16 protein-coding genes and 1 riboswitch are annotated in these 18,401 nt (G+C 49.8%); of the genes, 10 read left to right on the top strand and 6 right to left on the bottom strand.

Features of this window, described 5'->3' with window-relative positions:
- Positions 1-87: 87 nt before the first annotated feature.
- Positions 88-2,388, bottom strand: a complete 2,301-nt coding sequence (gene metE / locus ACFOUO_RS09480; protein WP_380704544.1) for a 5-methyltetrahydropteroyltriglutamate--homocysteine S-methyltransferase — start codon at positions 2,386-2,388, stop codon at positions 88-90.
- A gap of 140 nt (positions 2,389-2,528) precedes the next feature.
- Positions 2,529-2,721, bottom strand: a riboswitch (cobalamin riboswitch).
- Positions 2,722-2,913: 192 nt separating this feature from the next.
- On the opposite strand from metE, the gene ACFOUO_RS09485 reads away from it, so the two are divergent.
- The 3 genes from ACFOUO_RS09485 to ACFOUO_RS09495 all read left to right on the top strand — a co-directional run bounded on the left by ACFOUO_RS09485 (position 2,914) and on the right by ACFOUO_RS09495 (position 5,290).
- Complete coding sequence (locus ACFOUO_RS09485) at positions 2,914-3,108, top strand: hypothetical protein (protein WP_380704546.1); 195 nt, start codon at positions 2,914-2,916, stop codon at positions 3,106-3,108.
- 90 nt (positions 3,109-3,198) lie between these two features.
- The gene (locus ACFOUO_RS09490; RefSeq protein WP_380704549.1) at positions 3,199-3,906 is read left to right on the top strand and encodes a DUF3153 domain-containing protein; all 708 of its coding nucleotides are present in this window, start codon (positions 3,199-3,201) and stop codon (positions 3,904-3,906) included.
- A 235-nt stretch (positions 3,907-4,141) separates the two neighbouring features.
- Positions 4,142-5,290 carry an LCP family protein gene (locus ACFOUO_RS09495; protein WP_380704551.1) on the top strand — a complete coding sequence of 383 codons (1,149 nt, stop codon included), beginning with the start codon at positions 4,142-4,144 and terminating at the stop codon, positions 5,288-5,290.
- Positions 5,291-5,823: 533 nt separating this feature from the next.
- Here ACFOUO_RS09495 and ACFOUO_RS09500 read toward each other — a convergent pair.
- Both ACFOUO_RS09500 and ACFOUO_RS09505 read right to left on the bottom strand, forming a co-directional pair.
- Positions 5,824-6,762, bottom strand: coding sequence for an SPL family radical SAM protein (locus ACFOUO_RS09500; protein WP_380704553.1), 939 nt, complete (start codon positions 6,760-6,762; stop codon positions 5,824-5,826).
- Positions 6,763-6,830: 68 nt separating this feature from the next.
- Complete coding sequence (locus tag ACFOUO_RS09505; protein WP_380704555.1) at positions 6,831-7,784, bottom strand: LysR family transcriptional regulator; 954 nt, start codon at positions 7,782-7,784, stop codon at positions 6,831-6,833.
- 227 nt (positions 7,785-8,011) lie between these two features.
- Between ACFOUO_RS09505 and leuC the strand changes: the two genes are divergently transcribed.
- From leuC to ACFOUO_RS09520, 3 genes are all read left to right on the top strand, one after another.
- Positions 8,012-9,424, top strand: coding sequence for a 3-isopropylmalate dehydratase large subunit (gene leuC / locus ACFOUO_RS09510; RefSeq protein WP_380704557.1), 1,413 nt, complete (start codon positions 8,012-8,014; stop codon positions 9,422-9,424).
- An 11-nt stretch (positions 9,425-9,435) separates the two neighbouring features.
- On the top strand, positions 9,436-10,050 hold the full coding sequence (leuD, locus tag ACFOUO_RS09515; RefSeq protein WP_380704559.1) for a 3-isopropylmalate dehydratase small subunit: 615 nt from the start codon (positions 9,436-9,438) through the stop codon (positions 10,048-10,050).
- 239 nt (positions 10,051-10,289) lie between these two features.
- Positions 10,290-11,153: a dimethylarginine dimethylaminohydrolase family protein gene (locus ACFOUO_RS09520; RefSeq protein WP_380704561.1), complete on the top strand. Its 864-nt coding sequence runs from the start codon at positions 10,290-10,292 to the stop codon at positions 11,151-11,153.
- Between the two features lie 47 nt (positions 11,154-11,200).
- Here ACFOUO_RS09520 and ACFOUO_RS09525 read toward each other — a convergent pair whose 3' ends face one another.
- Positions 11,201-11,416, bottom strand: a complete 216-nt coding sequence (locus ACFOUO_RS09525) for a YqgQ family protein (RefSeq protein ID WP_380704562.1) — start codon at positions 11,414-11,416, stop codon at positions 11,201-11,203.
- Positions 11,417-11,513: 97 nt separating this feature from the next.
- Here ACFOUO_RS09525 and ACFOUO_RS09530 point away from each other — a divergent pair, with 97 nt between their 5' ends.
- From ACFOUO_RS09530 to ACFOUO_RS09540, 3 genes are all read left to right on the top strand, one after another.
- Positions 11,514-11,903: a hypothetical protein gene (locus ACFOUO_RS09530; RefSeq protein WP_380704564.1), complete on the top strand. Its 390-nt coding sequence runs from the start codon at positions 11,514-11,516 to the stop codon at positions 11,901-11,903.
- 593 nt (positions 11,904-12,496) lie between these two features.
- Complete coding sequence (locus ACFOUO_RS09535) at positions 12,497-13,639, top strand: HesA/MoeB/ThiF family protein (RefSeq protein WP_380704566.1); 1,143 nt, start codon at positions 12,497-12,499, stop codon at positions 13,637-13,639.
- Positions 13,640-13,681: 42 nt separating this feature from the next.
- On the top strand, positions 13,682-14,926 hold the full coding sequence (locus ACFOUO_RS09540; RefSeq protein WP_380704568.1) for an MFS transporter: 1,245 nt from the start codon (positions 13,682-13,684) through the stop codon (positions 14,924-14,926).
- 28 nt (positions 14,927-14,954) lie between these two features.
- Here ACFOUO_RS09540 and ACFOUO_RS09545 read toward each other — a convergent pair whose 3' ends face one another.
- The gene (locus ACFOUO_RS09545) at positions 14,955-15,779 is read right to left on the bottom strand and encodes an isocitrate lyase/PEP mutase family protein (RefSeq protein WP_380704570.1); all 825 of its coding nucleotides are present in this window, start codon (positions 15,777-15,779) and stop codon (positions 14,955-14,957) included.
- A 281-nt stretch (positions 15,780-16,060) separates the two neighbouring features.
- The gene (locus tag ACFOUO_RS09550) at positions 16,061-16,246 is read right to left on the bottom strand and encodes a hypothetical protein (RefSeq protein WP_380704572.1); all 186 of its coding nucleotides are present in this window, start codon (positions 16,244-16,246) and stop codon (positions 16,061-16,063) included.
- 220 nt (positions 16,247-16,466) lie between these two features.
- Here ACFOUO_RS09550 and ACFOUO_RS09555 point away from each other — a divergent pair, with 220 nt between their 5' ends.
- Positions 16,467-18,398, top strand: coding sequence for a putative thiazole-containing bacteriocin maturation protein (locus ACFOUO_RS09555; RefSeq protein ID WP_380704574.1), 1,932 nt, complete (start codon positions 16,467-16,469; stop codon positions 18,396-18,398).
- The last annotated feature ends 3 nt before the right edge of the window (positions 18,399-18,401 follow it).

Here is an 18,401-nt window from a genome sequence, read left to right on the forward strand (position 1 = left end):
ATAGGTCCTCTCGGTTATCGAAACCCTGAAAAAGCCGGACACACGGGGTGTCCGGCTCAATTATCGAGTTCTCTTACGAATTGAGATTTATCCGTGAACCTTTAACCGTTGCTCCTCCCGAAGGTGGCGGGCGGCCTCCACCATGTTACGCAAGGCAGGAACCACCTCATCCCGTGTACGCGTCTTCAACCCACAGTCCGGATTAATCCAGAACAGACTAGGTTCAAGAACACGCAGGGCGCGCCGGACAGATTCAGCCATTTCTTCCACCGGGGGGACACGGGGGCTATGGATGTCGTAAACCCCGAGCCCAATTCCTTTATCATAGGTATGGGTTTCAAAGGCTTCAATCAACTCTCCATGACTACGGGAGGTCTCAATCGAGATCACGTCAGCATCCATCTCCCGAATCGCCTCCAAAATATCATGAAAATCACTGTAACACATGTGTGTGTGAACCTGGGTCTCTGCTACCGTTCCCGAAACCGCCAGCCGGAAAGAGGAGATAGCCCAGTCCAGGTAGGTCTTTTGCTCCTCCGACTTCAGGGGCAACCCTTCACGGAGTGCCGGCTCATCCATTTGGATCATGCCGATCCCAGCGGCTTCCAATGCCTTTACTTCCGCCTTTAAGGCAAGAGCCACCTGACGGGCTACCTCCTGGCGCGGGAGATCGTCTCGTACAAACGACCAATTAAGGATCGTCACCGGGCCCGTCAACATCCCCTTTACCGGCCTTGAAGTTAGACTCTGTGCGTAGACGACCTCTTCTACTGTCATCGCTTCCCGGAACTCGACATCGCCAAAGAGGATCGGGGGTTTGACACACCGAGAACCGTAGGATTGGACCCAACCGTAGCGAGTAAAAGCAAAACCGTCTAATTTTTCACCGAAATACTCCACCATGTCCGTACGTTCAAACTCTCCATGTACCAATACATCCAGATCTAGCTCCTCCTGGATATGGATCCAATCGGCGATTTCTTTTTTTACAAATTCCCGGTACCGGGCATCGGACCAATCCCCTCTGCGCCATTTTAGGCGGGCTCCACGAACTTCTCGAGTTTGGGGCAGGCTCCCGATGGTAGTTGTCGGAAACAGAGGGAGACGGAAGCGCTCCTGCTGGATGCGACGTCGTTCCGGGTAGGGGGTGTCTCGCCACGTATCCAATTCGGTAACCTGACGGACAGCCTCCCTCACTTCCGGCCGGGTGCGTAACTCGGATCGGGCCAATCCATGAAGAGCGTCCCGGGCCGCCTGAAGCCCCTCCTCGACCATTTCCTTTCTTTCACAGAGGGCACGGGTGAGAAGGGTCGTTTCCTCTAGTTTTTCTTCCGCAAAAGAGAGCGCCCGTTTCAAAACTGGAGGCAGCTCCTCTTCCTTCCCGACTGAGACCGGGACGTGAATCAAGCTACAGGAAGGCTGAATCCACCATCCGCTACATGCCCCTAGCGAACGAAGTTCCCCTTCCAGGAAGTCTAGCTCCTGGGGCAGATCCCCACGCCAAATGTTACGCCCATCGAGAATGCCGACTCCCATTACCTTGTTCTCTGGAAAGCCGAATCGACGGAGGGAGTGGAGGTTCCCCTCTCTCCCTGCCTGGAAGTCGAGGCCAATCCCCGCTACAGGTAGACGAGCTACATCCTGATAATGCTCAATCGAACCAAAATAGGTTTGAAGCATGATTCGAACCCCCGAAACCGATCGAGCCAACTCCTGATAGACTTCCTCGACGGCTTCCATCTCCCCATGAGGGTGGGTGAGAACCAAGGCGGGTTCATCCACCTGAACCCATTCCACCCCTGCATCCTCTAATTCCCGCAGAACCTTGGCATAAAGAGGTACCAACTTTTTCAGCACTCCTGGAAGATCAGCCGGTTTAAAACCCTTCGACAGTTTGGCAAAGGTGTAAGGGCCGAGCAAGACGGGTTTTCCCTCGATGCCCAGTTCTTCCTTCGCTTCTCTCCAGGCGGTCAGGGGTTTATTCTCGGTAAGAACCGGCTCGGCCTCCCCCCATTCCGGTACGATGTAGTGGTAGTTGGTGTTAAACCATTTCGTCATTTCACAAGCTGCTTTTCCCTCAGCCCCCCGGGCCATCGAAAAATAGGTGTTCAGGGAAACTGGCCCTTCTCGGTGCTGAAATCGCTCAGGGATCAGGCCGAACATCACCGCTGTATCCAACACATGGTCATACAGAGTGAAGTCACCGACCGGAACCCGGTTCACCCCAGCATCGGCCTGTTTTTTTATATGTTCTAGTCGGATTCGCTTCATCGCGGGCAAAAAATCCTTTTCTTCCGTTTTCCCGGCCCAGAAATCCTCCAACACTCTTTTCCATTCACGTTCCGCCCCGATCCGGGGGAAACCCAAATTGCTGCTTTCGATCTTCATAGCGGCCACGCTCCCTCCAAGGAAATAAAAAAGACATCCCACGCCTTTCAACAGACAGGTGGACATGTCTAACCGGGCCGCTTCGTGCGACGAATTCTCCAGTGGATCATTCCAACACCTCCCTATCTACCGTAGGTCAAACAGTGTCGTTGGAACAGGCAGGTCTCCTGGCTCCAGGTTCATCATCTGCTGCCCGCCTTCCCGGCCGTGCTTGGCCAGTGGCTGATGGGCAGCGACTTCCCTGTCACAGTGGCGGGACCGCGCCGGAATCACACCGGCTTCCCTTTTCAACCTCTCCTCAGTGGGAGGGGTACCTGTCCCCGCGATATACAATTGAACCTTTCGGTTATAAAATAACGTTCCCATGGATGGGAGCTCAAGTCAAGATGTTTATTATTGGGGTGGACATTTTTTCGTTCCATTTCGTCAATTTTTGCGTTACCCTAAAAGAGGATCAATCGGAAGCTCCCGCCTCTCCTTTTGGGTCCGGACTCCGATTCGACCGCCCAAGGAGGATGGATGAGTATGGATAACAAACAGTTGCATCAAAAGGTGATCCAAGTGAAGGAAATGCAGGAATCAGGGGTCCTTCGGTTTGAACAACCCAACCCCATCGCCGACTCTCTCTCCCGGGTTCGTTTCGATGAGACTGGTCAGGTCGATCCCAAGACGGTAGATCCGAATGTCAAAGCCCTGCTCACCCTTGTCGAATTATATTAACCGGAGGAAGCCAACGGCATCGACCGACCACCGGAGGCCTCACGGGGCCTCTTCCTTATATGTCCAAAGGTGGACAGAAGGAGCGGATGGATGAAGACAAACCGATACACCTTTATAGGCCTGCTCGTACTTTCCCTCTGTTTGCTAGCTGGCTGTGTAGACGCTGATATGCATATCACAGTCCATGCCGACGGCTCTGGGGTTTACCGGCTAAAAATGCTGACTAACCCCTTGCTGACGGAGAAGCTGCAACCTATCCGGAAAAAGGCAGAGGCCAAAGGATATCAAATCAGGGATCTGAAAAAAGGAAACCAAACCGGTTGGATAGCGGAAAAACGTGTCTCCAACATCGCCGATGACCCACCAGCCAGGGATCTTCTGGAAGAGATTTCTCCCGGAGGAAAAGAAGCAGGCCTTCTTCCCTCTCTTCCTGACAAGAAGCAGGGCCCGCTAAAGGTGGTTAACGGCTTTTTCAACACATCGATCACGTTCAAAGAAAATCTAAATTTGAAACGCCTTTCGACGGATGACCCCTTGGGGAAAAACTTGATCGACCAAATGAACCTCAATCTCAAGCTCACCCTTCCCTTGGAACCCGAAGCACATAATGCCGATAACGTCTCCGCCGATGGCAAGACGTTGACCTGGAACCTGAAACCAGGCGAATCAAACCCGGTCCGTGTTCAAATGCAGGTCCCCAATCCGGTCGGCTGGGGAATCCTCCTCCTCACTCTGCTGATCATCACGGTGATCGCTTTCTGGCTAATACGGCGATCCCGCCGCCGACATGTCCGCTGATGAAGGATCAGCGGCTCCCTTTCCTTTCTCTTCCTTTCCTTTCGTGTTCTTTGGACATGATGAGATAAACCCTCTGAACGTGTCTTCCACCTCTTTGTGGGTGCTGAACCTTTGAGGAAAGGGAATTCGGCTTTACACGTATAAAATTGACCGGAATCCTTCCGGAATATATCATATGTAAAAAAAGAAAACCTGGATACCAAAAAGCGGGGTATGACCTATCAACCAGTCACGAATGACACGAGTGAAGGAAAAGAAGAAAAAGAAACTGTGGCTGCGAATCTTCTTGTCCCTCCTCATCATTGGAGTCCTTGCATCCGGTTATTTTATCTACCAGGTCTTTGGTGCCGTAGACCAATCCTATGATCCTCTCAATCGAAAGAAATCCGACAAAAGGGATAAGGAAGTCACGATGGATGAGCCTTTTACGGTCCTTCTGGTCGGAACTGATGTTAAGTCTGCGAAAGCGAAGAATTGGCGTTCCGACACCATGATCGTCGCTGCCGTGAATCCGAAAAAGAAATCGATCAAGATGGTCAGCGTCCCTAGGGACACCTATGCTGAAATCGCCAACTCTAACGGGGTAAAAACCAAACTGAACGCGGCTCCCTACTATGGAACCCAGAACCGTGTCGGCCCCATGACCAATACAGTGCAAACGTTGGAAAACTATCTCAACATCCCGATCGATTACTACGTAAAAATCAATTTCAGCGGATTCATCCAGGTCGTCGATGCCCTCGGGGGAGTGGACGTAGACGTTCCTTTCAATTTCAACATGCGACTCTTCTACAAATGGTATACGTTTAAGCAAGGCCCTACCCATCTAGACGGTCACGAAGCCTTGGCCTACGTCCGAATGCGGAAATCGGATCCACGGGGAGACGCCGGTCGAAACGAGCGCCAGCGCGAAGTGGTGCAAAACTTGATGAGTCAAGCCGTCAGTCTCAACTCCGTATCCAAGATCGACGATGTCCTGAAGGCTGTCGGAGACAATGTCAGTCACAATATGAAAGTCAGTGAGATGTACAAACTGCAATCCACCTACCGGAGTATCCCTAAAGACCGAACGGAAACCCTGAAAGTCCAGGGATACGATTCCAAGGATAATCCTCAGGGAATCTGGTACCACTATATCAATGACAACGAACGACTGCGGATCAGTCATATTCTCCAAAAAGAACTTGAATTGCCACTTGAAACCCTGGACGGTCAGAAGTTCCAAGGACAAAGCCCGGCGGAAGAAGGAGCCGACCAGACAGAGGGAACTCCCGAAAGGGGAAACGGTACCGGATCCACCCCCCAAAACGGAACTAACAACGGAACCAACAACGGAACCCAAAACGGGACAACAGGGGGATCCTCCGGTTCGCCCGGCTACTGAATCTCACCGCTCCAGAGGAGCGGTTTTTTTCTGGGTTCATATCCGGAGTTTTAAGCCAATACCTACCTATAGGCCTAACAGCCTATCCATATAGCCGAAAAGCCCCTGTTTTAATTTGGGCCTTCGGTTGATTGTGCAGTCAGCATCCGCCGATTAAACTGAAAATAGAACATTTCAGACTCATTTTTCTTTTTTTCTTCTATCCCTTCAATGAATGTCCATCAGGGTTGCCTGAGCAAAAGGAGTGGGAGCATGCGGTTCAAAGTTCGTGTCTGGCGAATACTAAAGACCCATCAGCGGATTCAGGTCCTCCAATACCGGGCCAATACCGCCCGTAGAACGGAAACACCAACCCTACCCTAACCCAAAGGCTTAGGAACACCCATTCGCTGTTCCAGGAAAGCCAGCACGGACACTCGGAACCGCTTTGGCGGTTAACCACCTGTCCACTTCCACCAATAAAAACCGTTTTAAAAACCGGCTGTGAGAGCAGTCGGCTTTTTAATTGCACGTCAAAGAAGCATTGAAGCAACTCAAAATAAGCTCAGTTGGATCGGCGCTTCACTCTGGTGCTCCTTGTCATTAGTGTCCACCGGGTGAACCGCGCCCGCTATCGGAGGAACCCGAGAGAGGAGACCGGCTTTTTCAGCAAGTCTTTTTACTTTTTCTGTTACGTGGCAACGATACTCTTCTGGTGCATAAGCCCCCTCGTACAGGCGGACCAAATGGGGATACAACCGAGGGAAAGCTGGTTGTATCTGGCGGAAAAACCAATCCTTCACCTCGGGTTTCAAGCGCAAGACAGATGGGAGGAGAAAGCCAGCCCCTTGTTTTGCTGCTTCCTGAATAACTTCCTCCAGCTGCTCATCGCTATCGGTAAGAAAGGGCATAATCGGTGCCAGGAAGACCCCGGCAGGGATCCCTGCCTCCGTCAACTCTCGTACCATACGAAGCCGTTGACGGGGATGGGGAGAGGAAGGCTCTGTTTTTTTCCACACCTCTTCATCCAGTGTACTGATGCTGACGTTAATGGAATGAATCCGCATGGTGGATAAGAGATCTCGATCCCGCAAAATCAGAGGGGACCGGGTGGTGATGCCGACCGGAATTCCATATTCCCGCAGGACTTCCAGGAGCGACCGGGTAATCCCCAGTTTCCCCTCTACTTGTTGATACGGATCGGTAGCCGTTCCAATCGCGATACCGCCTCCCTTCCACTTACCGCGTTTCAATTCCGACCGGAGGACTTCCGCTGCATCCCGTTTCACGATGATATTGTTGCGGAAGCTGTCGTCGGTATGAAACCCAAGCCAGGTATGGGTGGCTCTCGCGTAACAGAAATGACATCCGTGACCGCATCCCCGGTAAGGGTTGATCGACCAATCAAAAGGCATCCGTTCTTCCGTCACCCGGTTTAAAACCGATTTTGGTTTGGCGGGGAACCACCGGTCTGGCTGTACCCCGTTCTTCATCCTCCCCACCCCCTCCACCCGGAACATTTGTTCTCTATTCTATCACAGGGAACGGGTGGATACCAGATTTACCTTGCCCTCTGCACCTCCTGATAATACGTATCCAAAAGGGCCCGTGCAGCTAAACTGAGATAACGTTCCTTGAGGTAAACAAAGACTAGTGTACGCGTCGGATGGGAATCGATAGGGAGATACAGGGGCTTAGGCTGAGCATGGTGCCGAACCACCATATTCGGAACTAGGGTGACGCCAAGTCCGTGGGCTACAAGAGATTGTGCCGTTTCAATACTGCTTGTCTCGTAAATGATCTGTGGCTGGAACCCGCTCTCCGCACACAATTCCAATACGACCCGGCGAAAGCCAAACCCTCTTTTCAGCAAAATAAAGGGAGCGCCCGAACAGACTGACAAGGAGAGGTTGCCATCTTCCTGGAGGGGGTGGTCTTGAAAGTGATGGGAAGCAGGCTTCACCAGCTGACGAACCGTCTCCGACATCCATTCCTTCTCCGTCCGCGGTAATGCAAGCAGCAGAGGCTCCGTAAACATCCCTCGGGTCGTCAAGCGGGAATCTTCGATTGGCAAAGATAAAATGGAGAGATCCACCATCCCTCTTGCCGTCAAATCTTCCAACTTATCCGGAGACTCCTCGATCAAGCGCACCCGGACCTGAGGATAACGCACCCCAAATGCCTGGAGAAGAGGCGGTAAAACATGACCGCCAGTGATTGCGGGGGCACCAATCGTTAATTCTCGCCTCATCCCCTCACTTCGCTCATTCATTTCCCGTTCCAGATCATCACGCATTCGCAAAATCTTCTCCGCATGATCCAAAAAACGAACCCCATCCGGCGTCGGAACCACTTCCCCATGTCCTCGGACAAACAAACGGACGCCAAGCTTTCGCTCCAATGATTTAATCTGTTGACTTAAAGAAGGTTGAGCGATATGAAGGCTGGCTGCCGCCTTGGTAAAGCTCTTCTTCCGACAAACTTCCACTGCATACTCCATCAGACGCATCTCCATATACCCCTCACCTCCATAGGTTATACCTATCGACCTTATATATTATATATCTTAGACAAATAAACGGTTATCCGCTACCATAGTCTCATTAGCACGCTTCAACCGATTCGTCCAAAGAGAACATTTGGCAGTAGCGCCGTTCTGAAAGTTTGCTACAATAGGAACAATATATTTTTTTCGCAGCCGCACAATCGGCACCGATATCTGAACGACGAGGTGAGAGAAAAGTGAAACCACGCACCCTGTTTGAAAAAGTATGGGACCGGCACGTGATTGCCCAGGAGGAAGGAAAACCAGCTATTCTCTACATCGATCTGCACCTGATCCACGAAGTAACCTCTCCTCAGGCGTTCGAAGGTCTTCGGCTCCATGGACGCCAAGTCCGCAGGCCCGATTTGACTGTGGCGACGATGGACCATAATGTCCCCACCACCGACCGCTCCCTACCTGTTACTGACGCTACTTCCGCAGCTCAGATGGACACCCTGGCCAAAAATTGTCGAGAATTCGGTATTCAATTGTATGATCTGGATCATCCAGAACAAGGGATTGTTCATGTCATCGGACCCGAGCAGGGGCTTACCCTTCCGGGAAAAACCATCGTCTGTGGGGATAGTCATACCTCTACTCACGGTGCTTTCGGAGCCCTCGCTTTCGGAATCGGGACCTCTGAGGTGGAACACGTGCTAGCCACCCAGTGTCTCCAACAGTTGAAACCCCGAACCATGGAAGTGCGTATCGACGGAAAACTCCGTCCCGGAGTCACTGCTAAAGACGTCATCCTCGCCGTCATCGCTAAAATCGGAACCGACGGGGCAACCGGTACCGTCATCGAGTATACCGGAGAGGCAATCCGCAGTATGTCGATGGAAGAACGGATGACTATCTGCAACATGTCCATTGAAGCAGGAGCCCGTGCCGGGATGGTTGCTCCCGATGAAACCACCTTCGCCTATCTGGAAGGGAAACGGTTTGCCCCTCAGGGAGAAGCCTTTGAACAGGCTAAAGCAGACTGGCGAGAGCTAGCCACTGACGAAGGGGCCGTCTTTGACGAGCAGGTGTTCCTGGACGCTTCTGCAATCGCTCCACAGGTCACTTGGGGCACCAGTCCCGGTATGGGAATCGAAGTAACCGGCCAAATCCCCGATCCTGATGATTTCCAAACCGAAACGGAACGCAAATCAGCCCGACGCGCTCTGGAATACATGGGCCTTACTCCCGGTACGCCGATCACCGATATCGAAGTGGACCGTGTATTCATCGGTTCCTGCACCAACTCCCGCTTGGAAGACCTGCGAGCTGCGGCCAGTGTGGTCCGAAACCGACAGGTATCCCCCCATGTCCGGGCGATGGTCGTCCCGGGTTCTCAGCAAGTGAAACAATCGGCAGAAAAAGAAGGGTTGCACCAGGTATTCATGGATGCTGGCTTTGAGTGGCGAGAATCCGGTTGCAGCATGTGTCTGGCCATGAATGCTGACACCCTCTCGGACAAAGAGCGCTGTGCCTCCACCTCTAACCGTAACTTCGAAGGGCGGCAGGGGCGGGGGGGACGAACCCACCTAGTCAGCCCGATGATGGCCGCTGCCGCCGCTGTAGAAGGCCGCTTCATCGATATCCGCAACTGGAATCTTGAAGACTGAGGAGGATTATAATGGAACCTTTGACCCAGCATACCGGACGTGTCGTTCCCCTGGACCGTGCCAACGTGGATACAGACCAAATCATCCCTAAGCAGTTTCTGAAAAGAATCGAGCGAACAGGATTCGGCCAATTCCTCTTTTACAACTGGCGTTTTGATTCCGAAGGAAACCCTGATCCAAGCTTCGAATTAAATCAGGAACGCTACGTAGGGGCCTCCATTCTTGTGGCCGGGGTCAATTTCGGGTGCGGTTCCTCCCGTGAGCACGCCCCCTGGGCCCTCCTTGACCATGGGATCCGTGTGGTGATCGCCCCTACTTTCGCCGACATCTTTTACAACAACTGTTTTAAAAACGGAATCCTTCCCCTGAAATTACCCCCTGCTACCGTCGATCAACTCTTCGCCCGTATTGCCGAAGGTGCGACGGAAACCCTTACCGTGAATCTGGAGAAATGCCAGGTTCAGGACGGACAGGGCTTCTCCGCCAGCTTCGAAGTAGAACCTTATCGGCGGCACTGTCTCCTGCACGGCCTGGACGACATCGCCATCACTTTGCAGAAAGAGGACCAAATCGCGGATTACGAAGCCAATCGCCCTGCGTATTACCGGACCTCCGTGGAAGCCTGAAAACGGCATTTCCTTCAAACGTGCAAAACCATCTATCGCCGGACCCAGGGGTCCGGCTTTTTTGAGGGAAATGCATTGTCAGATAACCTGACATAAAATTTGTCCTAACCCTTCCCTTTTCTGTATATTGGGAATATACTTGTTCATGGGACCCGTTTCTGAATAGATTGGTATCGTTCCAGTTATTTTAATCAGTACCCCCTTATCGATCACCAGACTCGAAGGACGGAGGTCCGCCCATGATCCGAGATATCGAAACTCCTGCGATGTGCTGGAGCGAGTACGATCCGTTGAAAAGAGTGGTGCTCTGCCCGCCTCGCCATCTCCGAATCGATCAGGTCATCAATGAAGTACAGGCCCGATTCCAAGAAGAGGGCATCAACACCAACCTAGCGGAAGCACAACACCGGAATTTGGTGGAAACCTTGCGCCGTTACGGTATCGATGTGATCCTCCTGGAGCCCGACCCCGCTTTCGCTGACCAAGTGTTTACCCGGGACATCGGCTTCACTCTCGGCTCCCGCCTTTTTGTCTCGAACATGGAAGAGGACATCCGCAAAGGGGAAGAACGGATTTTTACCGATTGGTTAATCCGTTCCCACATCCCATTCCACCTGATTCGCTCCGGTAGCATTGAAGGCGGGGACGTCATGATCGACCGAGAAACGATCTGGGTAGGAGACAGTGGCCGCACCTCCCGCCAAGCGGTGGAGGAACTGAGTAAGGAACTTCCCGGCATGGAGATTATCCCGCTGGCCTTCCCGGCGAAATTCCTTCACCTCGACTGTGTCTTCAACGTCCTTTCTCCTCGAGAAGCCCTTATTTACCCTCAGGCCTTTCAGCCGGAGGATCTAAAGCAGCTTTCCGCTCGGTACGAGTTGATTGAAGTGGAAAGAAAGGAGCAGTTCACCCTAGGGACCAATATTCTCTCCTTGGGCAACCGAACCCTATTAAGCCTACCGATCAATTCCCGTGTCAACGAAACGATGCGGCGTCAGGGCTTCCATGTCGTCGAAGTTGATCTGTCAGAGATCATCAAGTCGGGCGGTGCCTTCCGCTGCTCCACCCTGCCCCTTGTACGGGAAGTCACGGATGAAAGATAACAGAGAGCGCAAAGCGGCCGGTCATTGCCGGCCGCTTTTACTATGGATCAGCTGTCCTTCCCTTTCACCTTCTTCCGTCCGCGTCCGAGTATCCTTCGTGCAGCCACCCATGTCTCTTGTTCGATCATCCCCAGTTGATGAAGTTCATCCAATTCCTCTTCCAACAATTCCAGATCTCCCAAGGTATCCCCCGTATAGATGAAAGTCCCGAACCGGTTCAATAGGGCTCGTACATCTGCCACCGTTCGAATCTCTTTCTCCACATTCTTCCCTCCCGGTCTTCCATTCCTCACTCCGATAGAAAGCCTCCCCCTCCTTATGTTAAAATGAAAAGAACTTTTACACAAAAGGGTGTGACCCATGCCCTACTCCCATTTTATCCCAATCAAAAAGATCGAGGGCGAATTGTTGGTTTCTCAGAAGCGGAACCGACTCGGCTTCACACTAACGACCAAAGAGCTCATTTTCCAAAAACCCCACGTCTCGTATCAAATTTTTCTTTCGGATACCCTGGGGATTGTCCCCTTCAAACTAAAAAAAGATCCCGCCTTGTTGCATATCGCAGCGGATTCCGGAACCCTTCCCCGCTTTTCCAGCCAGTACTACCGAATCTCCGCCAGCCGGGTGTTTGTCGTCAACCGAAGCGGCTCCTATGAACGAGGGGCCACCGATCTCCTGGCGCCCCTCAATGACCGCTTTATCCAGCATATCCAACGACACGCGGATTTCACCGCTATTCCCACTCGATAACCCGTAGGACTCTCCTCGTGATTGACAGCGAATATCTCCATCAGTAAAGGTAGGCAATAGTGAATTATGCCGTTTTACCTGGTTGAATTTTTTTCATTGTTTTTTCTGGAAAAATGAATAATTATATTGACAACGCCAAAGGGCTCTTTTAGTTCATCGGGCTATTACTTTTTTAAGCCATATCAGGTATCTAAGGTTACTCAAGACTCCTCACGTCTCTTCTCTTGAGATATTTCCAATCTTGTTTGAAACATCTCCCAAGTTCATGCTAATTAACCGAAATTATAATTATACCTGACTACCTATTTGATTCCAACATTGATTAATAGACGATAAACGCAATAAACAATGAAAAACGGTCGTAATGGGGTGGAAAAGCCCTAATTAATGAATAGTCCGAATTTGACAAAAATTATTCAAATTCTTATATTTGTGACATGACTTACTCAAGGAGGTGGATTCATCATGATGATCAAAGTGCGTAAAGGAGCTAGCATCGCTGGCGTTTTGGGAGCTCTGCCGGGTTAAGGGATTGTTTAATGGGGGAATCGACATGTCGATTCCCCCAACCATTTTATTTAAGGAGCTATCTTATGAAACCAAAATTTAAAGAGACCATCCCCGTTTTCTGTTGGGGGGATAAGATACAAATCGGTGAAGAAGACGGTGTAGCGGGTATGATTGATGACCCTAACGGTAGTGTCACGCTGATGATTGAAGCCATGAATGGAAAAAACGATTTAGACGAAATTGTAAGAATGGTTCGTGGTCAGTTTCCTGAGATATCAAGGGAAGAGATTATCCATGCCATCCAAGCGTTAAATGAAGAGGGTTATATTGAGGATTCTTCTATAAAACCAGACAAACTCCTGGATTATGATTTGGAACGTTATAAGGCTAACATTAACTTCTTTTCTTTATTTACCTCCGCCAACGAAAGTAAATATGAAATCCAGGAAAGACTGAATAACTGTAAAGTGTCCCTGCTCGGGATCGGCGGATTGGGGAGCCAAATTCTCTATCATTTGGCTGCCTTAGGGTTTCATAACATCAAAGCTCTTGACTTTGATCGGCTTGAATTGAGCAACTTCAATCGCCAATTGCTTTATTCGGAATCTCATATCGGTCAATTAAAAACCGAGATGGCCTTTCAGCGAATCCAACAATTTAACCCGAACGTCCATTTGTCCATCACGAACTGTAAAATTGAAAGCTCCGAAGATGTCTTCCAGCATATTGATGGAACAGAATATGTCATCTGTGTCGCTGATCGCCCTACTCTCCATATTCAAGACTGGGTAAATGAGGCTATAGTCAAGGCTCGGTTACCTATGGTTTCAGGGGGAGTCATGAACACCCGTGGCCGTTTTTACAGTATGATCCCCGGACAAACAGGATGTGTCCAATGTCACGTCGATTCCAAAAAGAAAGCAGATCCTAGTCTAGATAACCACCTGAAATATATGGAGAAAATCGATTTTCAGCGCAAAAACGCAGCGATTAGCCCCAATGTAGCGATATTGGCTGGTTCGATCGTCAATGAGTTATTTAAGTTAGTCACCGGTCTCGACAAACCCCTCGCATTAGGAAAAATGATGGAAATCAATTTCTTTACGTTAGGTGTGAAAGAAATATCTTCTTGGGATAAGCAGCCAAACTGCCCTGTATGCGGGTCGGCTCAAAGAGATTATAAAAAGAGGATTACAGAGAAAGGTAGCGAAAGAATCAGGGTATGAGAAGTACTTGTTGGTATACAAGAACAGAAAGGTGTCATGCTTATGCGATTCCCCGAGGTTTTTAAAAACAAAAATTACGTGAAAGTCTTAATCGCTATGTCCATAAGCAAACTCGGGGATTCCTTTTTTTTAATTGCTTTACCGCTCCTTGTGTATGATTTAACAAAATCACCTGGTTTAATGGCTTTAGCTTTTGTGCTAGAGGTTGCCCCTCAAGTTCTTTTTAGCCTTTTAGGAGGAGCCCTCGCTGATCAGATCAGTAAAAAAAAGATTATGATCTTGGGAGATATGGTTTCCGCCCTGTTGATTGTAAGTATTCCATTGGCGTATCACTTTCAATTCCTTGAAATATGGATGATATACGTGGTGATTTTTTGTTTAGCAAGTGTCAGTGCATTTTATCACCCAAGTTTTGAATCCGTCGTTCCAGAGGTCTTACAGGATAAAAACCTTGTCCAAGGAAATTCCCTTTTTAAGCTTTCAGAGACCCTAACCACTTTTGCCGGGCCATCCATCGCAGGTTTCCTCATCGCAATGATGGGGGTCGCTCATGTATTATATATAGACAGCGTATCTTTCTTTTTATCGGGGATCTGTATCTCCTTTGTTAAATTAAAAGCGATTGAAAAACGAACTAAAATGCCGTCCATCATCAAGCCGATTAAAGAAGGGCTCCGTTATGTATTTAAGACCAAGGTAATCCTCACTGGAACCTTTCTCATTTTCCTGATCAATGTTGGTTATGGAGCTGTCGAAGCGCTGTTTATGTTTTACCTCAAAGATTATCTAAGGTTACAAGCTACAGATATCGGTATTATCTTCTCCTGCCAAACTATCGGCTCTCTTATCGCTGTTTACTTGGCAAATAAGCTCAACTCATATTCCAGAGGAAGGATTATCATATTTGCTGGGGTCATGATTGGTTTAGGTCAGGTTTTGTTAGTAGCCTCTCAATCCTTTATCATCGGACTGGTTATTTGTCGGATGATCATCTTGGGTTCGGTTACTTTATTGGCAATCAACTGGTTTACTCTAAGACAGGAGATTGTACCTCGAAACCTGTTGGGACGTGTGGTCAGTTCCACGCGGATGGTCGCTTTTTTAGCACTCCCTATCAGTGGCTCCATCGCCGGCTCATTAGCTGAGTTCACAAGTGTTTTAACCATCTTCCTTACCGCAGGGATTTTGGTTGTAATCTTTTCTCTCCTGGGCCTGAAGAGTGTCCTAAATACCTACGAAAAGATTACACAACCGGACGCCACGCAAGCCTTGGCGGAGAAAGGATAAAAAAAGGCTTCTGTGTCAGCAGAAGCCCTCATTTTTTCTCCAGCCATTGATTCACTTGTGAATAAGGTATCTGATCAGAAATAGAGGTATAGGTACCGTGATGGTATAACTCTTCTGATATTTTCCGTACATGAGCGAGTACCGCGCGAATCGGTCCCGAGCCCATACTGACTCGTGATACTCCCAATTTTTCTAACTGGGATGTGTCAGGGGATTGAGGCCCTGCTAACAGATTTAAGGGACCGCGAATACCAGTCACAAGCTCCTTAATCATTGATGGCTCGTAAACACCTGGGACAAAAGCACAATCTGCACCTGCTTCGATATAGACATTGGCTCGACGAATCGCTTGATTCAATCGATCCTCCCGATCCCCTATACTCAACCAGTACAAATCGATTCTCGCATTAATAACAAGGGGGAAATTCATCCTATCCGCAAGCCTGCGTATCGCATCAATTTTGTTTGCTTGAACCTGTAAGTCTTCTAGCTTGTTATCCGCCAATCCATCCTCGATGTTAATTCCTACAGCCCCACAATCGATGACCCCCCGCACCGTGTCTAGAATTTGATCGATTCCTGGACCATAACCCCCTACAATATCTGCCGTTACCGGTACCTTCACGCTGTCAACCATTCGTCGGGTATAGGCGAGTAGCTGTTCTCTAGGTATGTATTCACCGTCCGGATATCCTAAGGACGCCGCAATCCCGGCACTTGTGGTGCCAATCGCTGAAAAGCCGGTCTGTTCATAGATGATTGCACTTACAGCATCCCAGGCATTCGGCAGGACCAATATTTCCGGTTGTAAATGAAGATCACGAAAATATCTAGCTTGTTTATGTCTATCCATCGCTTCTTATCCCCCCATGATTGTTATTCCTTTTACAGTGGCATTCAACAAATACGCCGCTTTTTATCGATTTCCTGTTTGGAAACCTCAAGATAACCAGAGCCCCCGCTGGTAACAACGGGGATTTTGGCTTCATATGAAAGATACAAACTTTATTTGATGAAGGACCAGCAATCGTGGGCTTTCCTTTCATAAACATAACGATATCGGGGAATCCCCTACCCATTTTATGGAGGGAGGTTGGAAAGTTGGACAATAATTTTAAAAAGGATCTTCAAAAGTTAAGCATTGATAATTTCCAGGCAGGAAAGGCGACGCCTTGGGAGAATCAAGGCGTCCATGTTTCTGGTGAAGCCCATTGCCACCACTGTCATCATTGCCACAGTTACCACTGTCATCACTGCCATTACCACTGTCATCACTGTCACAGTTACCACTGTCATCATTGCCACAGTTGGCATTGTCATCATTGCCACCATTGCCATGGTTGTTAGCCTGGTCGCATCTGATGTGGTAGGATCAGAAAGCTGTTGATAAGGATCAGGGTTTCTGAGGGGCTACCCCTGTACAGTGAGTTTTTGAGCTGGCAGGGGTTTTCTTAATGAGGAATGAGCAGTAAACATGGGGACATAAGATATCAGAGTGATGGTGTCGTGGGTAAGAAAACTTCTGAAAGGAGGGTCGGATATGGCACGTTTAAACCCCTGGATGCGTCTCAAAGTGAAAGGGGACACCTTTTACTTACCCGATCCAAACGGTGGCGTGTATTTTCGGAACAACTCCGTCTCGTTCCGCATAGAAGGCAGAACGATTCATCAGTGGGTTGAAAAAATGATACCGGTGCTTAACGGGGAATACACGTTGGAGGAATTAACGGAAGGATTGCCGGACCCCTACCGGGATCGAGTGTATGAAATCGCAGAAACGTTGTACGACAACGGATTTGTTCGGGATGTCAGCCAAGATCGTCCGCATCATTTGGCAGATACGGTGCGTAAAAAGTATGCTTCCCAAATGGAATTTTTGGATCATTTCAATGGCTCGGGCGGATACCATTTTCAGTCCTATCGCCAACGCAACATTTTGGCAATCGGCTGCGGCCCTTTTTTTGTCTCATTAGTTGCGGCATTGCTGGAATCCGGATTGCCCCAGTTCCACATGCTCATCACGGATTCGATGCCGACCCATCGGCAACGGTTGGAGGAATTAGTCAACCATGTCCACGAAACGGATCCAGAGGTGGAACTGAAGGAGATTACCCTGAAGAAAAGGAGGCGTCCGTGGCGAGAGGTTGTGCAGCCCTACGATGCGGTATTATATGTCACGCAAGAGGACGATGTCGAAGAATTGCGGGAGCTGCATAAGGCTTGTCGGGATGAAAAGAAGGTTTTTATCCCTGCCCTGTGTCTCCAGCAGGTGGGAATAGCAGGTCCCCTGGTCCATCCCGCCTCTGACGGATGTTGGGAGTCGGCGTGGCGCCGCATCCACCGGTCCGCGCTCTGCAAAGATCCGCAGTTACACACCTTCTCTTCCACAGCGGAAGCGATGTTGGCCAATGTCATGGTGTTTGAATGGTTCAAAACCGCGACAGGCGTGACCCAACCCGAACTAAATAACCGCTTTTTTCTACTCGACTTGGAGACGATGGAAGGTAACTGGCACGCTTTTATGCCCCATCCGCTGGTAACTGGACAGGCAAAAGCCGAATGGGTTGAGGATCTCGACTCTTTATTCAAAGAAGATTTACGCCGACATGAGTCCGATGAATGGCTCTCGACTTTCCACTTGTTAACATCAGAAAAATCAGGAATTTTCCATCTTTGGGAGGAGGGAGATTTAAAGCAACTTCCATTGGCTCAGTGTCGGGTGCAAGTGGCTGACCCGCTGTCAGAGGGGCCAGCCGAGTTGTTATCGGACATTGTTTGTACCGGTCTGACACATGAGGAAGCGCGGCGGGAAGCAGGCTTGACCGGGATTGAAGCGTATATGTCCCGATTAGCCGAGCCATTCTTAGAGGACCGGTTGGCTCAGCCACTAGCGTTTGTTGGTGTCGGAGCAGGGAGAACGATGGCGGGAGGGGTTTGCCGCGGGTTGCAAAAGTGTTTGCTCGAGGAGCTGAGCGAGGAGGCGAATCAGAAGCCTACCGTCTTCCCAGTACAGTTGGGTACGGTGGAGGATGAACGTTGCCGGTTTTATTTGCAGGCATTGACCACGATGCAAGGTGAACCGAAGCTTGGATTGGGAAAGAAAGTATCCGGCTTTCCGGTAGTATGGGTTGGGCTCGGGGACTATTGGTATGGCAATGCGGGTCTAAATACGACTTTGGCGTTACGAAAGGCGTTGCAACAGACACTCTCGATAGTGCAAAACCAAGCGACAGGTCACTCCGTGCGAGCCTTGGAGGTATCAACGGTACTTCTAAAAGAAGAAAGTACGCAAACCCTTGTGATTCCCTCATGCAAAGAGGCAGGTCAATCGGAACTCTTACAAACCGCTCTACAGATCTTGAAACGAAACCAGAAGCGATTGATGGTCTTTGAGCTGGTACAAGAGCCGTTTTTGAAGGAGAAACAGATAGACGTGGTCGGCGTGTTGCTTCGAAGGGAGGAGTCCCAGTGAGCA

The sequence above is a fragment of the Salinithrix halophila genome (genome assembly GCF_042650125.1).
GTDB classification, from domain to species: domain Bacteria; phylum Bacillota; class Bacilli; order Thermoactinomycetales; family DSM-45169; genus Salinithrix; species Salinithrix halophila.